This is a genomic window from Stenotrophomonas sp. 1L-E-5-B-C3 (assembly GCF_057292075.1).
In genome coordinates this window covers 174,038-197,520 of record NZ_JBXAWS010000001.1, presented here as the reverse complement: position 1 = coordinate 197,520, position 23,483 = coordinate 174,038, and the positions used below count along the sequence as shown (strand labels likewise).

Below are 23,483 nucleotides of genomic sequence, written 5' to 3'. Positions count from 1 at the left end.
CCCTTCCACCCGCACGCTGGGCGTGCCCATCAGGATGCTGTCCATGTTCCGTTCCCGTCCGTTGTCCCTTGCCATCCTCCTTGCAGTGGCCCCGCTGTCGGCGTCTGCGGCCGAGCGCGCCGACCTGCTGATCCGCAATGCCACCGTGGTCGATGTCGAGCACGCCAGCACCCTGGCCGGACAGAGCGTGGTGATCCGTGGCGAGGACATCGTCGCCGTCGGCCCGGACGCGCAGCTGCGCAGCCAGTGGAGCGCGGCCCGCCAGATCGATGCCAAGGGCAAGTACCTGATTCCGGGGCTGTGGGACATGCACGTGCACTTCGGTGGTGGCCCGGCGCTGATCGAAGAGAACAAGGCGCTGCTGCCGCTATATATCGCGCACGGCATCACCACCGTGCGCGACTGTTCCGGTGACCTGCCCGAGCAGGTGCTGCAGTGGCGCGGCGAGATCGCCAAGGGCACGCTGTTTGGTCCGCGCCTGCTCAGTTCGGGCGCGAAGATCGAAGGCATCAAGCCGGTCTGGAAGGGTACGATCGAAGTGGGAAGCGAGGCCGACGCCGACAAGGCGATCGCCCGCCTGCAGCACGACAAGGTTGATTTCGTGAAGATCACCGACAGCACGCTGAAGCCGGAGCTGTTCCTGTACTCGGCCAGTGCTGCGCACAAGGCCGGGTTCAAGGCCTCGGGTCACATTCCGATGGCGCTGACCGTGGAACAGGCGGTCGATGCAGGCCTGGCCTCGATCGAGCATCTGGACTACGCATTCAAGGCCGGCAGCAAGGATGAAGCGCAGATCGCCGCCGACTTCGGTGCCGGCCGCATCGACCGCGCCGAAGCCAACCGCCGCCTCGACGCCAGCTTCGATCGTGACACGGCGATGCACGCCTACCGCGATTTCGCCAAGCGCGGCGTGTTCGTGACCCCGACCCTCAATGGTGGCCGCATCCTCGATTTCCTTGACCAGGATGACCACGCCAACGATCCGTACCTGGCCTACATCGGCCCGGGCCTGCGCGCGACCTACCAGTGGCGCGTGGACCGCGCGGCGAAGGCTACGCCGGCACAGATCGAAGCGCGCCACGCGCAGTACCACCAGGTGGCCGCGGTGCTGCCGATGCTGCAGGAAGCCGGTGTGACGATCATTGCGGGCACCGATGCGGGCTTCCTCAACTCGTTCAACTTCCCGGGCATCGCCCTGCACCAGGAATTGCAGCTGTTCGTGAAGGAAGGCCTGAGCGCACCGCAGGCGCTGTCGGCCGCAACCCGTTCCGGCCCGGCCTGGTTCGGCCAGATGGACCGCTACGGTGGTGTCGCACAGGGCAAGGCCGCCGATCTGGTACTGCTGACCGCCAACCCACTGCAGGACATTGCTGCCACCGAAAAGATCGACAGCGTGATCCTGCGCGGCAACATGTATGACCGCGCCGCGCTGGACAAGATGCTGGCCGACACCAAGGCCAGGGTCGCAGCGTGGAATGCCGAGGCGGCGAAGGCGCAATGATCGGCGGGGTCGGATCCCTTCCGACCGGGAAGGGCTCTGACCCCAGCGTCGAACGGAATCCAGGCACGATGCGGATCCGTGGCAGTGGACAGCCCCTTGCTTCCGGCACGGGAATGATTCGGTGCGGGCATCTAGCATGGTGCCCGTTTCCCGTTCGAATCCGTGCATGCCTGTTTCGCCTGCCTTGCTGCTGCCAGCCCATGAGGCGCCGCTTCCGCTGCCACGCCCACACTGGGTGATGCTGGCCCTGTGGGGGGTGTTGATCGCCACCGCCGTGCCGGCGGTGCACCTGAGCCAACAGCCTGGCGGTCTGATTCCGGCAGCGTTGTTCATCCTTGGCGCCGAGCTGCCCTGGATGCTGGCGACGCCATTGTTGTGGGATGCGTGCCGGCGCTGGCCACTGTCTGGACGCCGGCATCTGGCCGGATGGTTGGCGCTGTGCCTGCTGCTGACTCCGCTGTTGACGGCATTGGGATGGACCCTGGGCCATGTGCTGCTGCAGCTGTGGCAGGGGCAACCCTGGCCAGCACTGCAGCAGGTGTTGCGCGCGATTGGTATTACCGCGCTGTTTGCGTTGCCGACCTTCATTGCGGTGGCGGGCGTGGGCCATGGCCTGGCCGGACTGCAGCGGTTGAGGGCGCAGTCAGAGGTGCTGCAGCAGGCTCGTGAAACAGCGCTGCGCCAGCATCTGCAGCACCACTTCCTGTTCAATGCGCTCAACGCCATCGGCGGTTTGGCACTGCAACGTCCACGCGCGGCGGATGCCGCACTGGCGCAGCTGTCCTCGCTGCTGCGCGATACCCTGCAATGCCCGTCGCAGCGCTGCTTTGCCGATGAACTGGGCGCAGCACAGGACTATGTCGCGCTGCAGTCGCTGCTGCACGATCAGGAGGTGCATCTGCATCTGCAGGCCACCGCGGCTGCATTGGCCTGTACGGTCCCCGGTCTGTTGCTGCAGCCGTTGATCGAGAATGCGGTGTTGCACAGTGGCTGGCAGCCGGGGGACGGGCCATTGCGGATCGAGCTATGGGCCGGAGTGGAAGACGGCCTGCTTGATGTGGTGCTGTTCAACCCCTGCCTGCGTCCCGGCACGAACGATGGACTGGGCACTGGCCAGGCTGCACTGCAGCGGCGCCTGGCGATGATGGGAGGCCGGTTGCAGACCGCCAGCGAGGGCGGCGGCTATCGTGCACGCGTGACCTTGCCGGAGTGCATCGCGTGACGCGTCCGCTGAGCGTGCTGCTGGTGGATGACGTGGCGCTGGCACGTGACCGCCTGCGCCAGTTGCTGGCGGGCATTCCGCAGGTCAGGGTCGATGCTGAAGCCGCCACCCTCGCGCAGGCACGCGAGCAGCTTCAGGGGCGCCGTTTCGATCTGCTGCTGCTGGATCTGGTCCTGCCCGACGGTCGTGGCTGGGAGTTGCCCCAGCAGCAGCCGGCGCTGGCCGCGCACACCATCTTCGTGACCGCGCTGCCGCAGCATGCGCTGCGCGCGTTCGAACTGGGCGTCGCAGACTATCTGCTCAAGCCGGTGGCAGCGCAGCGGTTGCGTGAAGCGATCGAGCGCGTGCGCCGCCTGGCAGGCCTGGCACCGCGTACGGAGGATGGTGCGCAGACCCTGGCGGTGCCTGGTAGTGGTGGTGTCCAGTATGTACCGCTGGCGGAGATCGACTACATCGACATGGCCGGTCATTACGCATGCGTGCACGTGGGGCAGCGACTGCACCTGCTGCGTGAGCCGCTGGCGCAGCTGGCCGAACGGCTGGCGGATGGAGGACTGTTGCGCGTGCACCGCTCGGCGCTGGTCAACCCGCTGCGGGTGCGATCACTGATCGAGCGCCACAACGGTGATGCGCTGCTTGAACTGGCCGATGGCGTGCAGCTGCCGGTGAGCCGCAGCTACCGGCCGGTGCTGGAGGCGGCCTTGGCGGCACGCGCCTGACACACGGCTGGTGCCTGCAGCGGCACGGTTGGTGCCATCGTCGCCGAAGTACGCAATCCGGTCGTTGCGGCCAGTGCACCCTGCGCCTTTCCAGATCAGGGTGGAGCACGCGGATGCGGTGGTGCTTGGGTGTGTTGCTGGGCGTGCTGGCGCTGCCTGCGTTGGCTGATGTGCGGGTCATTTTCGATGACCATCAGGGGCGCGCTGATCGTATTCCAGCCATTAGGGTTGAGGGACTGGCGGCGGCCGAGGTGGTGCAACTACGGTTGTCGATGCGGGACAGCCGGGGCCGGCGCTGGCAGTCACAGGCTGCACTGCGCGCGGACCCGCAGGGGACGGTCGACACCGCACGCAGCGGCTCGGAGCAGGGCAGCTATCGAGGCGTCGATGCGAGCGGGCTGATCTGGTCGATGCAACCACAGGAAGGGAGAGCCAGCGCACTTCCCGTGCAGTGGCAGCGCGCCGATGACGGCTTGGGGTTCCAGTCACAGGCCTTCGAACTGGAGGTGGAGCGTGCAGGATCGGTGGTCGCACGGCGGACCCTGAAGCGCCATCTGATGTTGCCGGGCGTGCAGGTGCAACAGGTCGAAATCGGTGGCCGCGAAGCACATCTGTACCTGCCATCGGGCCAGCAGGCTGATGCACGGGCGCCAGCATTGGTGACGCTGGGCGGTGCCGAAGGCGGATTCGACGGTGGCGACCTCTATGCCGCCTGGCTGGCCAGCAACGGCTATGTCGCGGTGTCGGTGGCGTGGTATCGCGGGCCGGGCGTGCCCAAGGATCTGATCGAGGTTCCGTTGGAAACCGTACGCGACGCAGTGCACTGGCTGCAGCGCCATCCCCGGGTGGATCCACAGCGGGTAGGGCTGATGGGAGGCTCCTGGGGCGGCATCGTGACCATGGCCACGGCGGTGCATCTGCCTGAGCTCCGCGTCGCTGTGTCCTGGGTAGGCAGTCCAGCCCCGTTTCGTGGCATCGCCCGTGACGTGGCCCCGGCCGATTTCCGAGCGGTGGACCGTTCCCCCTTGAGCTGGCAGGGCGAACCCCTGCCGTGGCTGCCGTATCGCGAGGAGGTTGACTGGGGCAGACCGGGGCCGCAGTGGGAACCGGCATTGCGTACCGCGATGCTGCCCATCGAGGACATTGCTGCACGCACGTTGTGGATCGGAGGTGGTGACGATCGGCTGGGTGACTCAGGCACGATGCTGGCTGTTGCGCAGCGTCGGCTTGCAGCCGCAGGGCGTGGTGACCGTGACCGTTTCCTGTACTACTCAGATGCGGGGCATCTGATCACCCCGTTTCTGCAGCCGACCACCCATCGCCATGATGTAGGCCCGTACATTGAAGTGGGGGGCACGGCCGAAGGTCATGCCCGCGCGGACCGAGAGGTAGGGCCAGCGGTGCTGGAGTTCCTTGCCGAGGCGCTGTAGCCGAAAGTGCTGACCCCTGTTCTTCCTTCCAGATGTTCGATTCCGATCCGATTGAGCTTCATCCACGCATGGCCTGGATCTACCGTGTCGACCAAGGTCGACACCTACCAACACCGCCCCGCCATCCCACGGAAACCCCGCTTTCGCCGTTGCTGTTGAGGTTGCCGGCCAGCGGCCGGCACTACCGCAGGTGCAGGGCTGCAAGCCCTGCCGAACAACCCCCTAATCGTGACCGCTGTCGTCCAGGCTGATGATCCCGCGCCGCAGCGCCTGGGTCACCGCATGCGTGCGATCACCCACGCCCAGCTTGTCCATCAGGCTCTTCATGTGCGCCTTCACCGTCTGCTCGGAAATCTGCATGCGCTCGCCGATACGCTTGTTCGACAGGCCGCCGGCTACATGCCTCAGTACCTCGGTTTCGCGCGGCGACAACCGGTCTTCCACCACATGCGCGGCGATGCTGGCCGCCACCGCCGGGGGAATCGGTGCGCGGCGGCCGCCAGCGACCATGCGGATCGTATCGACCAGCTCATGGCGCAGCATGTCCTTCAGCAGATAGGCGCTGGCGCCGGCCTGCAGCGCGCGGACCGCGCGTACGTCACCACGGTAGGTGGTCAGCACGATGATGCGCGCGCGCGGGTCCATCGCGCGGATCCGCACGATCGCTTCGACGCCATCCAGCCGTGGCATCTGCAGGTCCATCAGCACCACGTCGGGCTGCAGCCGCTGGTAGCAGGCGATGGCTTCCTCGCCATCGGCGGCTTCGCCGAGCAGGCGCAGATCGGGTTGTGCGCCCAGCAGGGCGGCCAGGCCGTCACGCAGCAGTGGATGGTCATCGACCACCAGCACGCCGATCGGGGCAGGGGACTCAGTCATGGTTTGGTTTACTCCAAGGCCAGCGCCAACGCGATGGGCGGCGGTGATACAAGCGCCGCGCGGGAACCGACAACGCCACCTCGGTGCCCAGACCGGGGCGGGTCCACAACTGCAGGTCCGCGCCGAGGCGCTGCGCGCGCTCACGCATGCCCTGCAGGCCCCAATGACCATGGCCGGCATTGTGGTCGGCGATGCCGACGCCATCGTCGCGCACGTGCAGCAGGAAGCACCGCGTGCCGTACGAAAGCTCCACTTCGATTGCGCTGGCGTTGGCATGACGCAACGCATTGCGGATCGCCTCGCGTCCGATCAGGAATACTTCTTCAGCCGCGTCGGCCTGTAGTGGTGGCGTCGCGCCTTCCACGGTCAGGCGCAGTGGGTTTGTGCCGTGTCCGGCGTACTCGGCGTGCACATCGGCCAGTGCCGATGCGAGGTCGCGGCCAGCGAACGGTCCCTCACGCAGGGCATTGACCCGCTCGCGGCCCTCGGCCAGGTTGCGTTCGGCCAGTTGCATCGCCGATTCCAGCTGGCCGCGCACCGTTTCGGATGTCTGTGGCGACTGGCTGATCGCATGCAGGCGCAGGATCAGGCCCTGGCTGCCCTGCAGCAGGGTGTCGTGCAGGTCACGCGCAATGCGTTCGCGTTCGCCGTTGCGTTCCTGCAAGCGCGCGCGGAACAGGGCCGCCAGCTGTCCGCTGCGGATGCGCACCGCCATCACCAGCAGCGCGAGTATCACGGCCGCACACAGCAGCTTGAACCACACGGTCTGCATGAAGGTGGGGGCGATGCGGAAGCTGCGGCTGGCAGGCGTGGTGCTCCAGATGCCGTCTTCGTTGGCGGCCTCCACCTCGAAGCGATAACTTCCGGGGGCGAGGTTGGTGTAGTACGCCCGCGTGCTGCTGCCGGCATCCTGCCACCCGTCGTCGACCCCGGACAGGCGATAGCGGTAGCGGTTGCGCTCCGGACGCGCCAGCGACAGCGCCACGTAGTCGATCTGCAGCTGGCTGGTGCCGGCCGGAAGGCGCATGCCATCGCGCAGGGGCTCATGTGCGTTGCCGTACAACACCTCGCCGATGCGTACGCTGGGTGCCATGGTGTTGACGTGCGAGCGGGTGGTGTCCAGCCAGGCCAGGCCCTGATTGGTGGCCAGCCACAGCAGTCCGTCATCGGCCAGTGCAGCGGTGGCGATCGGTCCGCTCTGCAGGGCGATGCCCGGCATGCCATCCACCGCATCGAACAGGCGTGGCGTCACCGGCAGCCCGGTCCGCAGCGTCCGTCGCAGCTCATCGCTCCCCAGCCGGACCAGGCCACGGCTGCCATTGAACCAGAGGTGTCCGTTCGGATCGGCCACCATGCCGGTGATGCCTTCCAGTACACCGGCCATGTCGGTTCGCACCGGAACGAAACGACCGTTGCCAACGCGCGCAGCCAGACCGGCTTCGCCGGCGACCAGCAGCAGGTCCTGGTGATGCAGCATTGCGGTGATCGGCCCGACCGACAGGCCCTGGCTGGCATCGAAGCTCTCGATGTGGCCCGCGCTCATCCGGCGCAGGCGGCCGTCGGCATAGCCGAGCAGCAGCTGGCCATGGGCATCCAGCGCCAGCGATGAGCAGGCCTGCTCGGGCAGGCGGACCTCGCGCTGCCATTGGCCATGCAGGTAGTGCAGGACGCCGCGTTCACCCGTGCATACCCAGGCCTGCGCGTCGTCGGGGAACAGCAGGGCGTGCAGCGGTTGCCCGGTGAACGGGGCCGGCAGCGGGATCAACGAGGTGTGGCCGGCGACCGTGCGCGCAAGATTGACCCAGTCGAACTGCCAGATTGGCGTGGGTGCCCGGCGCGCGGCCACCTGCAGTTGTGCGGCACTGCCTTCCAGCAACGGCCGGCGCAGATCGTACGGCTTGAGGTCCTCGCCATAGCCGTACACACGCCCATCGCTGGCCCGCACCAGCGAGCGGTAGGGATCACTGGGCCCCACCGCCAGCGTGTGCACGCTGCGCGCACGGAAGCGGTTGAGGCCCAGGTTGGTGCCGACCCAGAGATTGCCTTCGCGGTCGACGATGATCGGCACCGCCGAGGTGGCGGTCAGCCCGTGCGGCGAATCGAAACGCTCCATGCGCACGGCGCGATCGCCGTCGAACGTGATCCGGGCCACACCGCCATGCGGGCTCATCGTGGCCCACAGCGCGCCGTCGGCAGTGAACTGCAGGCGTGCGGCGACCAGGTCTGGGAGGCGTCGCGCTTCGCGTTCGCTGTCCGGCAGCAGGCCCTGCGCGTTGGCCAGCGGCGAAGCACCGCGTACGCGATCGGCCAGCCAGACGTCGCCCTGCGGGCTCTCGGCCAGCGTCGCCATCTGCGAGACCGCAATGCCGGTGTCCTCGAAGCGTGTGGCGCCGGCGGCACGCTTCCAGATTTTCAGGTCGGCCAGCACCCAGAAAGTGCCGTGGCTGTCATGCAGCGCCCATTGCACGCGGTGTTCCGGCACCCCCGTGCCAGTGGGCAGCCGCTGCCAGCGCTGGCCGTCAAACCAGCGTAGCCCACCATTGATGGCCGCCCACAGTCGGCCGTCGCGGTCCTGGCTGAAGTGTGGGACCACGCCGACCGGCACGCCCTGGTCGCGGCCGTAGTTGTGCAGCTGGCCGCGCGCGAACTGGCTGATGCCTGCCTGGAAGTAACCGATCCACAGGGCACCGTCGGCGGCATGCGCCAGCGTGACCATGTTGGTGGACGGGAACTGGCCGCCAACGGGGGGCGCCTGCCGTTCGAAGCGGCGTCCATCGAAACGGTACAGGCCCGAACCGGTAGCCAGCCACAACAGACCGTCGCGGTCCTGGCTGATGTCCCAGATGTCACCGGGTGCGCCCTGGCCGACCCGCCACGCGGTGTGCTCGTAGCCGGTCAATCCACTGTTCACGGCTGGCCGCTGCACGGCGAAGGCGGGCAGGGCGGTCCACAACAGCAGGCACGTCAGCAGCGTCGGCAGGCGACGCAGGAACGGGAAGGGGCGGCCATGCATGGCACGCATTCTGGCAGGTGCGGGGCAGCCCAGGGTGACCCGAACGGGGTAGGCGAACTGCGAGGCAGTCGGTTATCACGCAGGCATGCCCTGTGGAGCCCGGCCATGCAGCGTCTGTTCCTGATGTTCCCCGACCGCGGTCCGGGCGTCGGCCTGCTGTGGCTGCGGCTGTGCGTTGCCGCTGCCCTGTGCATGCCGGGAGGGCATGGTGGCTGGCTGTCGGCACTTTGCCTGTTGGCGGTGGCGATGCTCGCGCTGGGTGTGCTGATGCCCGTGGCAGTGGTGGTGGCAATGCTGGAACTCCATGCACAGGCACTGCCGTGGCCGCTGGTGGTGTTGCCGCTGGCCCTGCTGGTACTGGGTCCGGGTGCCTATTCACTGGATGCACGGCTGTTTGGCCGGCGTGTATTTGGACATCGGCCTCCCCCATTCGGGTAGGTGCTGGCCTCGACCGACGGGGGTAGGGCATCGCCCGGCGCACCCGCACCATGGGCCACCCCCTCGCGGCGCCCCCCATGGCCACTGCTTCCCTGCCGGATTCGTCCGCTGCATCGCTGGCCCCGCACCAGGCGGCGGCATTGCAGCGTGCCCTGCGCTACGTCGATGAGCACCTGTCCCAACCGCTGCGCGTGACCGACCTGGCCGACGCGGCCTGTGTCAGCCGCTTCCATCTGGTGCGCCTGTTCCGCAGTGGCACCGGCGCAAGCCCGTTGCGCTACGTCCGCCGTCGCCGCATCGAACGTGCACGCCAGCTGCTGCCGGTCGCGCAGTTGCCGATGTCCTGCCTGGCGCAGCAGCTGGGTTTCTTCGACCAGAGTCATTTCGTCCGCAGCTTCCGCGCGGAGACCGGCTGCAGCCCCGGCCAGTATCTGGCCGGCGATGCGGCCCTGTTGCTTCCCCCTGATCGTGTTTCCAACGGAGTCCAACCATGAGCCTTGCCACCGCCACGCCCGCCCCGGCCCTGCTGTCGCCCACCGACCATGCCCTGGTGCTGATCGACTTCCAGTCGCAGATGGCATTCGCCACCCACACCATCGACATCTCTGCGCTGCGCAACAACGTGTCGCTGATCAGCAAGGGTGCCAAGGGCTTCAACGTGCCGGTACTGCTGACCACCGTTGCCGAAGCGTCGTTCTCCGGCCCGATGTTCCCGGAACTGCCGGAGATCTTCCCGGGCCAGCCGGTGTTCGACCGCACCTCGATGAACACCTGGGAAGACCAGCCGGTGATCGATGAGATCAACCGCATCGGCAAGCGTCGCCTGGTTGTTGCCGGCCTGTGGACCAGCGTCTGCATCGTCGGCCCGGCGCTGTCGGCGCTGGCGCAGGGCTTCGAGGTCTACGTGATTACCGATGCCTGCGGCGATGTCAGCGAAGAAGCGCACGAGCGCGCGATCACCCGCATGGTGCAGGCCGGTGCGGTGCCGATGACCAGCGTGCAGTACCTGCTTGAGCTGCAGCGTGACTGGGCGCGTGGCGAAACCTACGACCTGACTACCGGCATCGCCCGCGACCACGCCGGCGGCTACGGCATCGGCATCCAGTACGCCAAGCGCATGTTCGGCGCGCAGGAAGGCGGGCACTGAGCATGCTGGCTGGCCATGGCCTCGACCTGGCCCTGTTGATCCTGCGTGTGGCAGCGGGAGGATTCCTGCTGCCACACGCGTTGGGCAAGCTGTTCGGCTGGTTTGGCGGTTCTGGGCTGGCCGGTTTCGCCGGCGAGCTGCGCGGTTTCGGATTGCCGGCAACAGCACCGTTGCCGCTGCTGCTGGCCCTTCTGCAGGTGCTGTCCGGGCTGGCTGTGCTGCTGGGCTGGCAGACTCGCGTCGCGGCGCTTGCCGCGGCTGCCTTCATCGGTTTCACCGTACTTCTGGCCCTGCCCAGGGGCTGGTTCTGGATGCGCGGTGGCAGTGAGTACCCGTTGATGTGGACCACGGTACTGCTGGCCCTCGCGCTGGCCGGCCCCGGTGCCTGGGCGCTGGATGGCCATCGTCTTCAGGGAGACATCGCATGAGTCACGATCCACTCGACCACGGTCGCCGCAACGTGGTGCTGGCCAGCGGCGCCGCCGTTGCACTTGGTTTGGCCGGCCGCGCCGGTGCTGCACTCGATTCCACTTCCAAGGAGCGTCGCATGAGCACGCTGGTCATCCGCAATGCCCGCATCACTACGTTGGACCCGCAACAGCCGCATGCGCAGGCCTTGGCCGTGCAGGAAGGGCGCATCGTCGCCGTCGGCAGTGACGAGGAGATCATGCGCGGCTGGGGCAACGAAGCGACCCTGATCGATGCGCAGGGGCGGCGCCTGTTGCCCGGCCTCAACGACAGCCATACCCATCTGATCCGCGGTGGGTTGAACTACAACCTTGAACTGCGCTGGGACGGCCTGCGTTCGCTGGGGGACGCGCTGGACATGCTGAAGGCGCAGGTCGACCGCACGCCTGCACCGCAGTGGGTGCGTGTGGTCGGTGGATTCACCGCCACCCAGTTCAACGAGAAGCGCCTGCCGACACTGCAGGAGCTCAACGACATCGCGCCGGATACGCCGGTGTTCCTGCTGCACCTGTACGACCGTGCGCTGCTCAACCGCGCCGCACTGCGTGCCTGTGGCTATACCAAGGACACCCCGGATCCGCCGGGCGGCCAGATCGTGCGTGACTCGCTCGGCAATCCGACCGGGCTGCTGCTGGCCAAGCCCAATGCGCTGATCCTGTACGCGACCCTGGCCAAGGGCCCGAAGCTGCCGATCGAGTACCAGGCCAACTCCACCCGTCATTTCATGCGTGAGTTGAACCGTCTCGGCATCACCTCGGTGATCGACGCCGGCGGTGGTTTCCAGAACTACCCCGAGGACTACCAGGTCATCGAGCAGCTGCACCGCGATGACCAGCTAACGGTGCGCATCGCCTATAACCTGTTCACCCAGAACAAGGGCAACGAGGTCAACGACTTCCGAGGCTGGAGCGAGATGCTGCAGCCACGCCAGGGCGATGACCTGCTGCGCCACAATGGTGCCGGTGAGATGCTGGTGTTCTCCGCCGCCGACTTCGAGTTGTTCAACGAACCGCGTCCGGAACTGCCGCCGGAGCTGGAGCCGGAATTGCACGATGTGGTGAAGCTGCTGGTCGAGAAGCGCTGGCCGTTCCGCATCCATGCCACCTACGACGAGAGCATCACCCGCATCCTGGACGTGTACGAGCAGGTCAACCGCGAGGTGCCGTTCGATGGCCTGCACTGGTTCATCGATCACGCCGAGACCATCACCCCGCGCAACATCGAACGCATCCGTGCGCTGGGTGGCGGCATTGCCGTGCAGCACCGCATGGCCTACCAGGGCGAAGCCTTCGTCGAGCGCTATGGCGTGCAGGCCGCGCGGCATACACCGCCGGTCAAGCGCATGCTGGCCGAAGGCGTACCGGTCGGTGCCGGTACCGACGCCACCCGCGTGGCCAGCTACAACCCGTGGGTGGCGTTGTCCTGGCTGGTGACCGGGCGCACCGTGGGCGGTCTGGCCCTGTATGGCGATGAGAACCTGCTCGAACGCGAGCAGGCGCTGCGCCTGTGGACCCAGGGCAGCGCCTGGTTCTCCGGCGACGAAGCGGTGAAGGGCACGCTGAAAGCCGGTCAGCTGGCTGATTTCATCCTGCTCTCGGCCGACTTCTTCCGCGTGGATGACGCGCAGATCGCCGACATCACCAGCGTGCTGACCGTGGTCGGCGGACGCATCGTGCATGCAGATGCCGACTATGCAGGGCTGGCGCCGCAGCTGCCGCCGGCGATGCCGGACTGGTCGCCGGTCAACCGGTTCGGTGGCTACCACGTCGGCGGCGCCGCAACCGGTCTGGCGGCCGCGCACCGCCATCATCATGGTGCGGCCTGCAGTACCCACGGCGCGCATGGCCATGCTGCCCGGCATGCTGCACCCACTGACGACCTGACCGCGTTCTGGGGCGCGATGGGATGCTCGTGCTTCGCGTTCTGAGCCTGGCATTGCTGGCCGCACCGTCGCTGGTGCAGGCCTGCGACGGCGGTCATTGCAGCGCGGCTGGGGACGGCCAGCTGCAATGGGATGCATCGCTGCGGGCGCGTGGCCTGTACTACGATCCGACCCGGTTCGGCATTGGCGGCAGCGAAGATGACTATGGCCTGCTGCGCGCCTTGGCATCGGCCACCTATGTGGAAGACACCTGGCAGGCAAAGCTGCAGCTGGGTGTTCACGGGGAGAGCGGCAAGGCCGGCGGTCCGGGCCGTACTGACCGCAGCGCGCTGGATGTGCAGCAGGTGTACTGGCGCTGGCAGTACCGTGGCTTCCATCTGCAGCTGGGCCGGCAGGAGGCGGGATACGGCAGCTCACGGCTGTTGTCGGTACGCGACGGGCCGAACATCCGCTTGGCGTTCGACGGAGCACGTGCAGGATGGAAGGGCCGCCTCGGCACGCTGGACCTGATGGCGCTGCAACCGGTGCAGAACCGGCCGGGGGCGTTCGATGATCGCGGCGAACCGGGCGCGCATCTGTGGGGAGCATATGCGACCACCGCGCGTGACCGCAGCCCAGGGCAATGGGACCTGTATCTGCTGGACTACCGCCGCGAGGGCGCGCGGTTCGCGGCGGGCTCGGGCACCGAACGTCGGCAGACCCTGGGCGCGCGCTGGTTCGGCCAGGCCGGGGCGCTGGACTGGAACAATGAGCTGGTGGCGCAGGGCGGTGAATTGCGTACCACCGAAGGCAACCTCGACATCCGTGCCTGGACGCTGGCCACCGATACCGGTTGGCGCTGGCGGGATCTTCCGCTACAGCCGCGCCTGGGGCTGAAGGCCGACATCGCCAGTGGTGATGGCAACGTACGTGATGGCCGCCTGGGCACGTTCAATGCCCTGTTCCCGAAGTCGGCCTATTTCAGCGAAGCCAGCCTGCTGGCCCCAGCCAATCTGATGGACGTCCAGCCTACGCTGTCCCTGCGGCTGCGTGACACGCTGACGACAGAGCTGGGCGTACAGATGGCCTGGAAGCATCGGCGCGCCGATGCGGTCTACACCACGCCGGCACCCCTGGTGGCACTGCCGGGCAGCGCTGGTGGCGCGCGCCGCATTGGCAATCAATACAAATCCGAAACCCGCTGGCAGGCCAGCGAACACTGGCAATGGCAGCTGCAGCTGGCCTGGGTCGACGCAGGTCCTGCACTGAAGCAGGCCGGTGGCCAGGACACGCTGTTCGCCTCGATCGTTGGAGCATGGCAATGGTGAACGCAACCGCGTCGCAACCCCCCGCACAGGCTGCAGGTGCCTGGTCCCCGCTGAAGATCCGGATGTTCCGCTCGATCTGGCTGGCGATCCTGGCCAGCAACATCGGCACCTGGGTCAATGATGTCGCCGCCGCCTGGGTGATGGCCGAGCGCACCGGCTCACCATTGATGGTGGCGCTGGTGCAGTCGGCCACCACGGTGCCGATCGTGCTGCTGGCGCTGGCCGCCGGCACCCTGGCCGACATCGTCGACCGCCGCAAGTACCTGCTGGCCACCCAGGGCTGGATGCTGCTGGTCGCCGCAGTGATGGCGGCGCTGACCGCGATGGACATGCTGACGCCGCAGCTGCTGGTGCTGCTGACCTTCTGCATGGGCTGCGGTGCGGCGATGGCGATGCCGGCACAGGCGGCGATCGTTTCCGAACTGGTGCCGCAGCCGATGCTGGCCTCGGCGGTGGCGCTGAACTCGATCGGCATCAACATCGCACGCTCGATCGGCCCGGCCATCGGTGGCGTAATCGTGGCCCAGCTCGGTGCGGTCTGGGCCTTCGGTTTCAACGCCATCACCTTTGCCGCGATGCTGTTCGTGGTATGGGGCTGGAAGCGTGACCCGAAGCAGTCCAGCCTGCCGCCGGAAGGCTTCGGTGCTGGATTGAAGGCGGGCCTGCGCTACGCCAGTCGCGCCGGGCGCCTGCAGGCGGTGCTGATCAAGTCGGTCGGCTTCTTCTTCTTCGCTGCAGCGATGAACGCAATGCTGCCGGTGGTGGTACGCGGGCAGATGCACGGCGGGGCGGGGCAGTACGGCATTCTGTTGGGCTGCATCGGTATCGGCGCGGTGGGCGGTGCGCTGTTGCTGCCGAAGCTGCGTGCGCAGATGGATCGTGACCTGCTGGTGCTGCTGGCCACGCTGTCGCTGGCGTTGAGCCTGGTCGGGCTGGCGCTGAGTCGCAGCTGGTACGTGCTGCCGCTGGTGATGCTGATCAATGGCTTCGCCTGGATCACGGTGCTGTCGTCGCTGCAGATTGCGGCACAGACGGCGGTACCGGCGTGGGTGCGTGCAAGGGCGCTGGCGCTGTACATCATGGTGTTCTCCGCGGGCATGGCTGCCGGTGGCCTGAGCTGGGGCGCGCTGGCGCAGCGTACGTCGCCGGAGCTCGCGTTGCTGGTGGCGGCTGCCGGCGCGGTGATCGGTGGCCTGCTGGTCTGGCGCGTGCGCATCGCCGGGGCGGAAGACCTGAACCTCAGCCCGGCCGGGCATTGGCCCGCACCGGAACTGTCGGTGCCGGTATCGAATGATCGTGGCCCGGTACTGGTCACCCTCGAGTACCGCATCGACGAGGCTGACCGGGCCGCGTTCCAGGCGCAGATGCGCGCGCTGGGCACGATCCGCCGCCGCGATGGCGCGGTGGTCTGGGGCGTAGTGGAGGACGTGGCCAGTCCAGGCATCCACCTGGAGTATTTCGTGACCCCATCGTGGCTGGAGCACCTGCGCCAGCACGAGCGCATCACCGCCGATGACAAGGCGATCCAGGAAGTGCTGCGCGGGCTGCATCGCGGTGAGCGTGCACCAGTGGTGCGCCATTTCGTCGGCGGCCATGACCCGCTGCCGAAGACCGGGGTCCCGCACCACCACAGCGACATCTGACCCAAAAAGGGGACGGAGGGGATTAAGTCGTTTGTGCACAAACGACTTAATCCCCTCCGTCCCCTTTTTGCGACCGAAGAAGCGGCGGCACCGTCATGGCGCCGCCGCGGTACATCATTTACGCGCGAACGCCAGCAGGTCGGCATTGAACCGGGCGGCGTGGGTGACGGTCAGGCCGTGCGGGGCACCGGCATACACCTTCAACTCGGCGTCCTTGATGATCTGCGAGGACAGCTTGGCCGAGGCATCGAATGGCACGATCTGGTCGTCGTCGCCATGCACCACCAGCGCCGGCACATCGATCTTCTTCAGGTCCTCGGTGTAGTCCACCTCCGAGAATTCGTGGATGCAGTCGTACTGGCCCTTGACGGCCCCGAGCATGCCCTGCAGCCAGAACGAATCGCGCATGCCCTGGGTGACGGCGTTGCCATCGCGGTTTGCCCCGAAGAACGGCGTTGCCAGATCCTGGAAGAACTGCGAACGGTCGCCACCGGTGCCCTTGCGGATGCCGTCGAAGACCTCCAACGGGGTACCAGCCGGGTTGGCGTCGGTCTTCAGCATCAGCGGCGGTACCGCACCGACCAGTACGACCTTGGCCACGCGCTTGCTGCCGTGACGACCGATGTAGTGGGCCACTTCGCCACCCCCGGTGGAGTGGCCGACCAGGATCGCGTCCTTCAGGTCCAGCGTCTCGATCACCGCCGCCAGGTCATCGGCATAGGTGTCCATGTTGTTGCCGTCCCAGGTCTGGCTGGAACGACCGTGGCTGCGGCGGTCATGGGCGATCACGCGGTAGCCGTTCTGGCCCATGAACAGCATCTGCGGGTCCCAGGCATCGGACGACAGCGGCCAGCCGTGGGCGAACACGATCGGCTGGCCGCTGCCCCAGTCCTTGTAGAAGATGCGGGTGCCATCGGCGACGGTGACGTAGTTGCTCATTGCAGGTTCCTTGGCGGAAGGGAGGGAAGGCAGCGGCAGGTGTGCCGGTGCCTTCGGCAGTACAGCGCAGCGCACGCCGGGCGGCTTGCACGGCTGTGCTGGATTGCCCGGGCTGTGACGCATATCGCTCTGGCGCAGCGTGGTCGGCATGTCGACGATGGCGGCTCCTTCTTCGGGAAACCGGCAGCATGCAGAAAGCGCAATGGTCCCTGATGCTGTGCCTGCTGCTGGCCGCCACGACGCACGCGCAGACAAATGTCTACAAGTGCGTGGACGGTCCGCATCCGGTCTACCAGCAGACGCCGTGCCAGGGGCGTGCGGAATGGCGCTGGGAGGTTCCGGTGGAGCGGTCGTTGTCGCGGGGTGTGGAAGCCAAGGCGGCACCGGTCACATCGAAGCCGCGTGCGGTGCGCCCATCAGCTGCGCGCGCGGCGCTGATTTCCATCCGCAGCGACCCTGCAGCCTGCGACCGTGCACGGCAACAGCGCGAGAAGGCACTGGCGAAGCGCACACGGCTGGACTTCGTACAACGCCGGCAGCTGGATGACGCGGTGTACGACGCCTGCCGTTGAACGCTGGCAACAAGTGCCGGAAACGACAACGGCGCCCTGCGGCGCCGTCGTGTGGGCTGATGGACGCTTGGACCTCAGCGACCGTCGCTGGCTGCAGCCGGTGCAGGCGAGGGCACGCTGTCCGGCTTGGGCAGGCTCAGCTCCGGGTTGCCCTGTTCGGCCTGCAGGATCTGGATGCGGCGCTGCAGGGAATCCAGCTGGCTGTTGGTGCTCTGCACGTCGGTGCTCAGGCTGACCGCCTGCTGCTGGGCCTGCTGCAGGGCAGCGCTGACCTGGGCCGACTGCGCCTGCTGTTGTTCCATTTCCTGCTGCAGGGTGCGCAGGCGTTCCTCGTTGTAGGCCACCAGGCGCTCGGTATAGCGCTTGCCGGCTTCCAGGCGGGTGGTGTCGATATAGACCTGTGCCAGCTGCTCGGACTGCTGCGCGAAGGTGCGGTAGACACGCTCGGCGTTGTCGACGGCATCGGTCTTGATCACCCGCCAGAAGTTCTTTTCCTGGAACAGGGCGACGTAGTAGGTCAGGGTACTGGCATTGAACAGCAGGCTGGCGCCGTAGTTGCCGTTGTAGGTGGTGCGCAGCTCGGTCAGCTGGCGCGCATCCATCAGCTGCTTGAGTTCGTCAACGGTGTTGCGTACCACCGGTGCAGTACGCGCGGCCGGCTCTGCGGCAGCTTCGCGGTCCCCTCGTGCAGCCATCGCCGCCGGTGCGACCAGCATCATGGCCACGGCCAGCATTGCCGCGCTGCGCGCGTGCCGGGCGAAGACCGCGCCCCCTGAAGTTTCTCGCATGTCTAGACCATCCACGGATGAGTGTGGGTTGAGATGAAGGTGGTTCCCCGCCGGGAGTCTAGCATGGGCGCGGGCGCCGCCAAGGGCGCCCGTCACGGGTCAATAGACCAGCTGCGCCGCGCTGCACTGGATCGACTGCACGTTGACGTCGGTACGGCCCAGCTCCAGCCCCAGCACGCTGGCCAGCAGGTTGGTCAGCAGCGAGCCGACGCTGTTGAGGACCGGCCGCAGTGCGGCCAGGATCGGCTTCAGCAGCGTGCACAGCAGGCCGCTGCAGCTGACGCTGCCATCGGGGTTGGTGACGCCGCTGCCGCCGGTGCCGTCGAGGAAACCGGCCGGCGCGGTCTGGATGTACGAGGCCAGGTTGTTGCGAACACAGCCGTTGTAGTCCAGCAGGTTGCCGAGCAGGCTGTCGCAGCGGTTGATCAGCAGGCCGCCGACCAGCGAGCCGAGCAGGCCATCGAGCACGCCCAGGCCCTGGCCGGTGACGGTGACCTTGAACGCATCCCAGACCTGGCCATCCTTGTGGCAGGTGGCAAGGTTCAGCAGGCCACAGGCATAGGGAAGGCCATCGGGTACGGTCCAGCTGTTGAGCGGGGCCAGCTGCCGGCTGGGGTCGCCATCGCGCAGCAACGGGATCAGCTTGTTCACGTCATAGCGCGTGTTGGGTGGGAAGGTCGCCTGCAGGTAGCGGTCGGCGAGCGCCTTGGCAGTGTCGTTCGCACTCATGCCCTGCTGCGGTGAACTGAGCATGCCCGCCAGCACGCGCAGCAGCTCGCTGACCAGATCGGAAACGGCGTTGCCCAGCGCCAGTGGATTGATCTGCGTGGAGCCACTCTCGCCGGCTGCCAGGGTCAGGTTCTGTGAGCTGGTCAGGGCGGGCAGGGCGATCTTGTTGGTGATCAGGGGCTTGCCCAGCAGCTTCAGCAGCTGCTCGTTCTGCAGGGTGTTGTCACAGACATTGTTCTTGGAGAAGCGTTGCGCAGGATCGACCTTGCCCACGCAGGCGCGCAGCACCGAGGAGTCGACCTGGATGGTCGCCTTGGGCGGACTGGCGCCACATTGGATGCCGGTCAGGGTGCCCATCGCGTTGGCGACATCGACATGCAGCGGCAGGTGCAGCTGCGTCCCCAGCAGTTGCAGCAGGGGGCCCAGCGCGAACAGGTTGTTGCTGTCCACGTCCACCATCAGCCGGACCTGCGCGTTGTAGGCACGTGAGCCTACGCCGCCGATGGCGATCGACGGCGGTTCGACCACGCCCGCCTGTACGTTGATGCCGAGCAGGTTCAAGCCTTCGACCGCGATGCCATTGCCCTCATTGGCGATGGAGATGGCTGTGCTGATCAGGTTGAGCACGCTGATCTTCGACTCGAGTGCGCTGCCGGCGGTACCGTCTGGAGAAATGACCTCGGCGAACAGCCCACCGCCGCCGGACTCGCTGCCCAGTGCAATGTTGAGCTTGGTGATGTCCAGCCGGGTGGCGACCAGGTCCGACAGGGCACGCAGCTGCACGCCGACGGTGGTGTTGCGGCCGACCACGGTGGCCGTGGCATCAACCAGTTGCGCCAGCGAGATCTTGTTGACCGCCAGCAGCCGGTTGAAGTCGGCCACGCTCAGGTTGGCGCTGACCGGGATGTTGAGCGCCTTCAACAGGCCCGATGGAGTGATGTTGGCCTGCGCCAGGCCGTCATAGGAAAGCACCGTAGCATTGGTGACATCCAGGCCGATCAGGCGCAGGGTCGACATCAGCAGTGAGTCGCCCCGGGTCCGCAACAGCTGCGAGCCGACCGCAAATACGGCGGTGGGCTCCGAGCGGCGGGCAACGGCCTGCACGCTGACGGTCGGCAGGCTGGTGTTCTGCCCGAAGAACGGCAGCACGCTGCGCTCGGCAACCACCTGGACCGCGTTGCGGGGGTTGCTGGCGTCGATCGTGGTGACGAATCGGTTCGCCGTGCCACGGCTGGCGCTCCAGTTACCGCAGCGGATCTGCAGGCTGCCCGCAAACTTGTTCTGGGTCAGCGCGCTCTGCCGCGCCGCACTGTTGTCGCTGTTGTCCGAGGTGCACAGCTCCAGTCGTTGCGCGCCGGCCAGTGCGGCCAGGTCGGCGACCTTCTGCGCATCACGCTTGGCCCAGAACAGATAGCCGATTTCGATCAGACCCAGCATCGCCAGCAATGCCAGCATGACCAGCATCATGGTGATCGACATGCCGCCACGCGGGCGGCTGAAACTGAACTGGCGTGGGCGTTTCATGGCCTACCTCAGCGTCCGGATGAGGATGTTCCCTTGGACTTGGCGACATCGGTTTCAAAGAAGTCCGGGATCTCGTGTTCAAAGCTCTTGATGTAGCGGGCATAGCTCAGGGTGGCCTGGTCGCCGAGGATCGGAAGATGCTGGCCGGCCTGCTGCCCTGATGCCTGCAGGCGGAACAGGTTGCGTGCGGTATCGCCGATCTGGCTGCGTACCGGGCGCGTTGCTGGAGCGATGCCGTCGGCGGCGACAACCGCCGTGGGAGCTGTTACCGGCGTCGGCGTGGCGGGTGCTGCCAGGTCGACCGTAGGCAGTGGCTCGGACTGCAGCGGCTGCGAAGCAGGCGCTGCAGGCGTGCTGCCGCCGAGCATCTGCCCGGTCAACGGCTGTTGCTGCGCCTGCGCGGCTCCTGCAACCAGCAGGCAGGTCAACACGGGCAGCAGGCGTCGGGTCGGGGGCGTCGCGGTCATGGTGTGTTCCCGTTCGGGCGGTCGGAGGCGCTGAAGCGTTCCAGCATCGAGGGCGGCAGGCGCTGCGGATCGCGCGCATCACGGGCATCGCGGCGCGGCTCGGCTGCCAGGCGTGTGCTGCCTGTTGTATTGCTGCTGGCCGTGGCCGTGGCCGTCGCCGTCGCTGGGGCTGGTGTCGGCGCGACCGTTGCGGCAGCGGCAGCGGCATGACGTTGCTGCAGGCGGGCACGGATCTGTGCGGCCTGCTGTTGGATGCTGTTACGGGTTTCTTCGTTGAGATTGGCCTGCTGGGCAAGACGCTCGGCGGTGGCTGTATCGCCACGCAGCACCGCCCACAGCGCCAGGTTGGCGGTGGCCTTGGCGTTGCCTGGTGACAACTCCAAGGCCTTGGCCAGCGGTTCGCGCGCCTGTTCGAAGCGGCCGGCGCGAAGCCGTGCATAGCCAAGGTCGCCCAGGTAACTGGTATTCAATGGCTGCAGCTGGGTGGCCTGCGCCAGCGCTTGTTCGCTGCCGGCATCGTCATCGCGGCGCGCGGCGATCAGGCCAAGACCATGCGCCGCTGCAGCCGCCTGCGGACCGCTGGACAGTTCGCGGTACAGGGCGATCGCCGCGTCGGCCTGTCCCGTCTCGCGCAATGCATCGGCCTGCAGCAGGCGCAACGCCGGCGGATCGCCGTAGCGCTGGCGGAAGGCGTCGACGTGGGCGAGCGAGGCATACCATGCGCCTTGCTGCTGCATGCGCTCGATCAGCTCCAGGTAAGCGTTGCGGCTGTCCTGCGGTGCCGGTTCTGGTGCCGCCAGGCTGGGGGCACGCAGATACTTCGGCGTGGTCGATGAGCAGCCGCCGGCGACGGCGACGAGAGCAATCAGCAGGCAGGCGTTGCGCAGGGCAGGCATCAGGGCGATCCCATCTTGGACATGGTGGTGGCCAGCGCGACCAGCGCGGGGCCGGCAAGGACCAGCATCAGCGCTGGCAGCAGGGTCAGCATCATCACCACGGTCATCTTCACCGAGAGCTTGCCGACCTTTTCTTTCAAGGTATTGCGGCGCTGTTCGCGCAGGCGGATGCTGAACTGCCGCAACGGCTCCTGCACCGCACCGCCGTGCGCATGCACCTGCAGGATCAGTTGCATCAGGCTGCTCAGGTCGTCGTCGGCATAGACCTCGCTCAAGCGACGCAGTGACTGTGCGCGGGTGCGGCCGTGGGTGTAGGCCACGTTGGCTTCCTGCAGTTCGCCACCGAGTACCGGCAGCGCGTCACGCAGCTTGTCGCCGAGCGTCTGCAGGCTCTGGTCCATGCTGAAGCCCACGCCTTGCAGCAGACGCAGCAGGTCGATCAGCAGAGGCAACTCCTTGTCGACGGCGCGCCGGCGCCGCTTCACCCAGGAAGATAGAACGAACTTGGGCAGCAGCAGGCCGGCGGCCAGCGCACCGATCACCACCATGATCTTCGCCAGCCCCGTGGCATCGCTGACAGCCAGTGCCAATGCCAGTACAAGCAGTGCCAGCAGCAAGCGCAGGCCCAGATAGATCGCAGTGCCGCGACGCGTGTTCCAGCCGGCCAGGTCCAGCAGCAGGCGATCCTCATTGGCCAGCAGCGCCGCTTCCAGGCGACCGCCACTGAGCGCGCGGCCGAATCGCTCCAGCCAGCCCAGTGAATCGCGTTGTGTGGTCTCGTTGTCACGCGCCTCTTCGCGCGGTTGCAGGGCGGTCTTCAACGTGGCCGAGGTACGGTGTTCGCGATGGCTGCGCACCCAGCCGCCGATACCGAGCAGGGCGATACCGGCGGCCAGCACGAGCAGGGAGAGGGCGAACCAGGCGCTGGCGCTCATCGGGCATCTCCGGGGTGCCTGCGGCGGTTCATAGTGATTTGGCCAGGCGATACAGCAGGAACGCTCCGAACAGCTCCAGCCCCAGTGCGATCAGCAGGATCTTGTGGCCGAGTGGATCGTGCAGGACAGGCTGGAAAAATTCGGGGCTGGAGATTGCCATCAGCACGGCGCAGGCCGGTGGCAGCAGCCCCAGCACCCACGCCGACATGCGAGTCTCCGATGTGGTCGCGGCCAGCTCCTGCTGCGCCTGTTCCAGGTCGCGCATGAAATCACCCATGCGCTGCAGGATCTGGTCGGAGCGGCCACCAATGCGCACGCTGACCCCGATCACTACCGACAGCACCTTCAGCACATCCATGCGATACGGTTGCGCCGCCAGTGCGAGTGCACGGTCCAGGTCCATGCCGCTCCGCGCATAGCGCACCGTGGTGTCCAGCAGGCCCCGCAGTGGTGCGCTGGTCTGCATCGATGCCACCTGGAATGCCGCCTGCAGGCTGTTGCCCAGCGCGGTCAGGCGCACCAGGTTGTCGAGGAAGTCCGGCAACTGATGCAGCAGCTGCGCGCGCAGCTTCGATGTCCGCCGCATCACCCACAGCCAGCAGCCCAGCAGGTACAACAGCAGGGTCAGCGGGAACATCCACACGGTGCCGAGCCGCAGCATCGCCACCACCGAAAGCACCAGCCCCGGCACCAGCAGCATGATGGGAAGCTTCCAGCCCGTCTGCAGGCCGGCGCGCTGTAGCAGGCCGTCCAGGGGCAGCACGCGGCGCCCGCTGCTGGCCGGTCGCGGCGGGTCGTTGGCTGCCGCGACCGAGGCGCCTGCAGGGGCTCCGGCACTGGCGTTGCCACGCGCCAGGCGCTGTTCGGCGTGCTGCATCGACGCCTGGCGCTGCTCGCGGCTGCTGGCTGTGCCCCACAGCCAGACCGCCAGTGCCAGCAGCACCGAGATGACGCTCAAAACGCCCAGCAGCGCGCCGGTTCCCATGC

General features: G+C 67.1%; 21 protein-coding genes. 12 read left to right on the top strand and 9 right to left on the bottom strand.

The annotated features are described in order from the left end of the window. Positions 1–43 precede the first annotated feature (43 nt). The 4 genes from AC0Z6F_RS00855 (at position 44) to AC0Z6F_RS00840 (ending at position 4,872) form a co-directional block, all read left to right on the top strand. Complete coding sequence (locus AC0Z6F_RS00855; RefSeq protein WP_485616467.1) at positions 44–1,501, top strand: amidohydrolase family protein; 1,458 nt, start codon at positions 44–46, stop codon at positions 1,499–1,501. 166 nt (positions 1,502–1,667) lie between these two features. After that, positions 1,668–2,723: a sensor histidine kinase gene (locus tag AC0Z6F_RS00850; RefSeq protein ID WP_232273982.1), complete on the top strand. Its 1,056-nt coding sequence runs from the start codon at positions 1,668–1,670 to the stop codon at positions 2,721–2,723. Next, on the top strand, positions 2,720–3,442 hold the full coding sequence (locus AC0Z6F_RS00845; RefSeq protein WP_012511362.1) for a LytR/AlgR family response regulator transcription factor: 723 nt from the start codon (positions 2,720–2,722) through the stop codon (positions 3,440–3,442). Before AC0Z6F_RS00850 ends, AC0Z6F_RS00845 begins: the two co-directional genes overlap by 4 nt. Before the next feature lie 113 nt (positions 3,443–3,555). After that, complete coding sequence (locus AC0Z6F_RS00840; protein ID WP_012511361.1) at positions 3,556–4,872, top strand: acyl-CoA thioesterase/bile acid-CoA:amino acid N-acyltransferase family protein; 1,317 nt, start codon at positions 3,556–3,558, stop codon at positions 4,870–4,872. Positions 4,873–5,094: 222 nt separating this feature from the next. Here the strand turns inward: AC0Z6F_RS00840 and AC0Z6F_RS00835 are convergent, their stop codons facing one another. Both AC0Z6F_RS00835 and AC0Z6F_RS00830 read right to left on the bottom strand, forming a co-directional pair. Continuing rightward, the gene (locus AC0Z6F_RS00835) at positions 5,095–5,748 is read right to left on the bottom strand and encodes a response regulator (protein WP_032128093.1); all 654 of its coding nucleotides are present in this window, start codon (positions 5,746–5,748) and stop codon (positions 5,095–5,097) included. Continuing rightward, entirely contained in the window at positions 5,741–8,770 is a 3,030-nt protein-coding gene (locus AC0Z6F_RS00830; RefSeq protein WP_485616469.1) for a sensor histidine kinase, read from the bottom strand. Before AC0Z6F_RS00830 ends, AC0Z6F_RS00835 begins: the two co-directional genes overlap by 8 nt. A 96-nt stretch (positions 8,771–8,866) precedes the next feature. On the opposite strand from AC0Z6F_RS00830, the gene AC0Z6F_RS00825 reads away from it, so the two are divergent. From AC0Z6F_RS00825 to AC0Z6F_RS00795, 7 genes are all read left to right on the top strand, one after another. Next, on the top strand, positions 8,867–9,199 hold the full coding sequence (locus AC0Z6F_RS00825; RefSeq protein ID WP_012511359.1) for a hypothetical protein: 333 nt from the start codon (positions 8,867–8,869) through the stop codon (positions 9,197–9,199). Between the two features lie 77 nt (positions 9,200–9,276). Beyond that, complete coding sequence (locus tag AC0Z6F_RS00820; RefSeq protein ID WP_012511358.1) at positions 9,277–9,693, top strand: helix-turn-helix transcriptional regulator; 417 nt, start codon at positions 9,277–9,279, stop codon at positions 9,691–9,693. Then, positions 9,690–10,346, top strand: a complete 657-nt coding sequence (locus tag AC0Z6F_RS00815; RefSeq protein WP_100434852.1) for a hydrolase — start codon at positions 9,690–9,692, stop codon at positions 10,344–10,346. Before AC0Z6F_RS00820 ends, AC0Z6F_RS00815 begins: the two co-directional genes overlap by 4 nt. A gap of 2 nt (positions 10,347–10,348) precedes the next feature. Next, positions 10,349–10,774: a DoxX family protein gene (locus AC0Z6F_RS00810; protein WP_012511356.1), complete on the top strand. Its 426-nt coding sequence runs from the start codon at positions 10,349–10,351 to the stop codon at positions 10,772–10,774. Positions 10,775–10,893: 119 nt separating this feature from the next. After that, positions 10,894–12,741: an amidohydrolase gene (locus AC0Z6F_RS00805; protein ID WP_180889449.1), complete on the top strand. Its 1,848-nt coding sequence runs from the start codon at positions 10,894–10,896 to the stop codon at positions 12,739–12,741. Continuing rightward, complete coding sequence (locus tag AC0Z6F_RS00800; RefSeq protein ID WP_012511354.1) at positions 12,720–14,003, top strand: alginate export family protein; 1,284 nt, start codon at positions 12,720–12,722, stop codon at positions 14,001–14,003. Before AC0Z6F_RS00805 ends, AC0Z6F_RS00800 begins: the two co-directional genes overlap by 22 nt. Then, positions 13,997–15,646 carry an MFS transporter gene (locus AC0Z6F_RS00795; RefSeq protein ID WP_100434848.1) on the top strand — a complete coding sequence of 550 codons (1,650 nt, stop codon included), beginning with the start codon at positions 13,997–13,999 and terminating at the stop codon, positions 15,644–15,646. The genes AC0Z6F_RS00800 and AC0Z6F_RS00795 overlap by 7 nt, the downstream gene beginning before the upstream one ends. A gap of 114 nt (positions 15,647–15,760) precedes the next feature. Here the strand turns inward: AC0Z6F_RS00795 and AC0Z6F_RS00790 are convergent, their stop codons facing one another. Then, the gene (locus AC0Z6F_RS00790) at positions 15,761–16,585 is read right to left on the bottom strand and encodes an alpha/beta fold hydrolase (protein WP_012511352.1); all 825 of its coding nucleotides are present in this window, start codon (positions 16,583–16,585) and stop codon (positions 15,761–15,763) included. 188 nt (positions 16,586–16,773) lie between these two features. Between AC0Z6F_RS00790 and AC0Z6F_RS00785 the strand changes: the two genes are divergently transcribed. Then, positions 16,774–17,157 (top strand): hypothetical protein, encoded by a 384-nt coding sequence (locus AC0Z6F_RS00785; RefSeq protein WP_485616471.1) that lies wholly within the window; start codon positions 16,774–16,776, stop codon positions 17,155–17,157. Positions 17,158–17,231: 74 nt separating this feature from the next. Here AC0Z6F_RS00785 and AC0Z6F_RS00780 read toward each other — a convergent pair whose 3' ends face one another. The 6 genes from AC0Z6F_RS00780 to AC0Z6F_RS00755 all read right to left on the bottom strand — a co-directional run bounded on the left by AC0Z6F_RS00780 (position 17,232) and on the right by AC0Z6F_RS00755 (position 23,481). After that, the gene (locus AC0Z6F_RS00780) at positions 17,232–17,945 is read right to left on the bottom strand and encodes a DUF2968 domain-containing protein (protein WP_012511350.1); all 714 of its coding nucleotides are present in this window, start codon (positions 17,943–17,945) and stop codon (positions 17,232–17,234) included. Positions 17,946–18,044: 99 nt separating this feature from the next. Continuing rightward, the gene (locus tag AC0Z6F_RS00775) at positions 18,045–20,198 is read right to left on the bottom strand and encodes a TadG family pilus assembly protein (protein WP_100434845.1); all 2,154 of its coding nucleotides are present in this window, start codon (positions 20,196–20,198) and stop codon (positions 18,045–18,047) included. Positions 20,199–20,206: 8 nt separating this feature from the next. Then, on the bottom strand, positions 20,207–20,665 hold the full coding sequence (locus AC0Z6F_RS00770) for a DUF3613 domain-containing protein (RefSeq protein ID WP_197582746.1): 459 nt from the start codon (positions 20,663–20,665) through the stop codon (positions 20,207–20,209). Then, entirely contained in the window at positions 20,662–21,561 is a 900-nt protein-coding gene (locus AC0Z6F_RS00765; RefSeq protein WP_485616472.1) for a tetratricopeptide repeat protein, read from the bottom strand. Before AC0Z6F_RS00765 ends, AC0Z6F_RS00770 begins: the two co-directional genes overlap by 4 nt. Next, the gene (locus AC0Z6F_RS00760; protein WP_012511346.1) at positions 21,561–22,496 is read right to left on the bottom strand and encodes a type II secretion system F family protein; all 936 of its coding nucleotides are present in this window, start codon (positions 22,494–22,496) and stop codon (positions 21,561–21,563) included. The genes AC0Z6F_RS00765 and AC0Z6F_RS00760 overlap by 1 nt, the downstream gene beginning before the upstream one ends. A gap of 28 nt (positions 22,497–22,524) precedes the next feature. Beyond that, the gene (locus tag AC0Z6F_RS00755; protein ID WP_012511345.1) at positions 22,525–23,481 is read right to left on the bottom strand and encodes a type II secretion system F family protein; all 957 of its coding nucleotides are present in this window, start codon (positions 23,479–23,481) and stop codon (positions 22,525–22,527) included. Positions 23,482–23,483 lie beyond the last annotated feature (2 nt).

Bases quoted from the DNA above. Each gene is read 5' to 3' on its own strand.
- AC0Z6F_RS00755 (WP_012511345.1), bottom strand. From the start codon at position 23,481: ATGGGAACCGGCGCGCTGCTGGGCGTTTTGAGCGTCATCTCGGTGCTG.
- AC0Z6F_RS00850 (WP_232273982.1), top strand. From the start codon at position 1,668: ATGCCTGTTTCGCCTGCCTTGCTGCTGCCAGCCCATGAGGCGCCGCTT.
- AC0Z6F_RS00795 (WP_100434848.1), top strand. From the start codon at position 13,997: ATGGTGAACGCAACCGCGTCGCAACCCCCCGCACAGGCTGCAGGTGCC.
- AC0Z6F_RS00835 (WP_032128093.1), bottom strand. From the start codon at position 5,748: ATGACTGAGTCCCCTGCCCCGATCGGCGTGCTGGTGGTCGATGACCAT.
- AC0Z6F_RS00770 (WP_197582746.1), bottom strand. From the start codon at position 20,665: ATGACCGCGACGCCCCCGACCCGACGCCTGCTGCCCGTGTTGACCTGC.
- AC0Z6F_RS00815 (WP_100434852.1), top strand. From the start codon at position 9,690: ATGAGCCTTGCCACCGCCACGCCCGCCCCGGCCCTGCTGTCGCCCACC.
- AC0Z6F_RS00810 (WP_012511356.1), top strand. From the start codon at position 10,349: ATGCTGGCTGGCCATGGCCTCGACCTGGCCCTGTTGATCCTGCGTGTG.
- AC0Z6F_RS00820 (WP_012511358.1), top strand. From the start codon at position 9,277: ATGGCCACTGCTTCCCTGCCGGATTCGTCCGCTGCATCGCTGGCCCCG.
- AC0Z6F_RS00855 (WP_485616467.1), top strand. From the start codon at position 44: ATGTTCCGTTCCCGTCCGTTGTCCCTTGCCATCCTCCTTGCAGTGGCC.
- AC0Z6F_RS00785 (WP_485616471.1), top strand. From the start codon at position 16,774: ATGCAGAAAGCGCAATGGTCCCTGATGCTGTGCCTGCTGCTGGCCGCC.
- AC0Z6F_RS00790 (WP_012511352.1), bottom strand. From the start codon at position 16,585: ATGAGCAACTACGTCACCGTCGCCGATGGCACCCGCATCTTCTACAAG.
- AC0Z6F_RS00805 (WP_180889449.1), top strand. From the start codon at position 10,894: ATGAGCACGCTGGTCATCCGCAATGCCCGCATCACTACGTTGGACCCG.
- AC0Z6F_RS00825 (WP_012511359.1), top strand. From the start codon at position 8,867: ATGCAGCGTCTGTTCCTGATGTTCCCCGACCGCGGTCCGGGCGTCGGC.
- AC0Z6F_RS00840 (WP_012511361.1), top strand. From the start codon at position 3,556: ATGCGGTGGTGCTTGGGTGTGTTGCTGGGCGTGCTGGCGCTGCCTGCG.
- AC0Z6F_RS00780 (WP_012511350.1), bottom strand. From the start codon at position 17,945: ATGCGAGAAACTTCAGGGGGCGCGGTCTTCGCCCGGCACGCGCGCAGC.
- AC0Z6F_RS00830 (WP_485616469.1), bottom strand. From the start codon at position 8,770: ATGCGTGCCATGCATGGCCGCCCCTTCCCGTTCCTGCGTCGCCTGCCG.
- AC0Z6F_RS00760 (WP_012511346.1), bottom strand. From the start codon at position 22,496: ATGAGCGCCAGCGCCTGGTTCGCCCTCTCCCTGCTCGTGCTGGCCGCC.
- AC0Z6F_RS00765 (WP_485616472.1), bottom strand. From the start codon at position 21,561: ATGCCTGCCCTGCGCAACGCCTGCCTGCTGATTGCTCTCGTCGCCGTC.
- AC0Z6F_RS00775 (WP_100434845.1), bottom strand. From the start codon at position 20,198: ATGAAACGCCCACGCCAGTTCAGTTTCAGCCGCCCGCGTGGCGGCATG.
- AC0Z6F_RS00800 (WP_012511354.1), top strand. From the start codon at position 12,720: ATGCTCGTGCTTCGCGTTCTGAGCCTGGCATTGCTGGCCGCACCGTCG.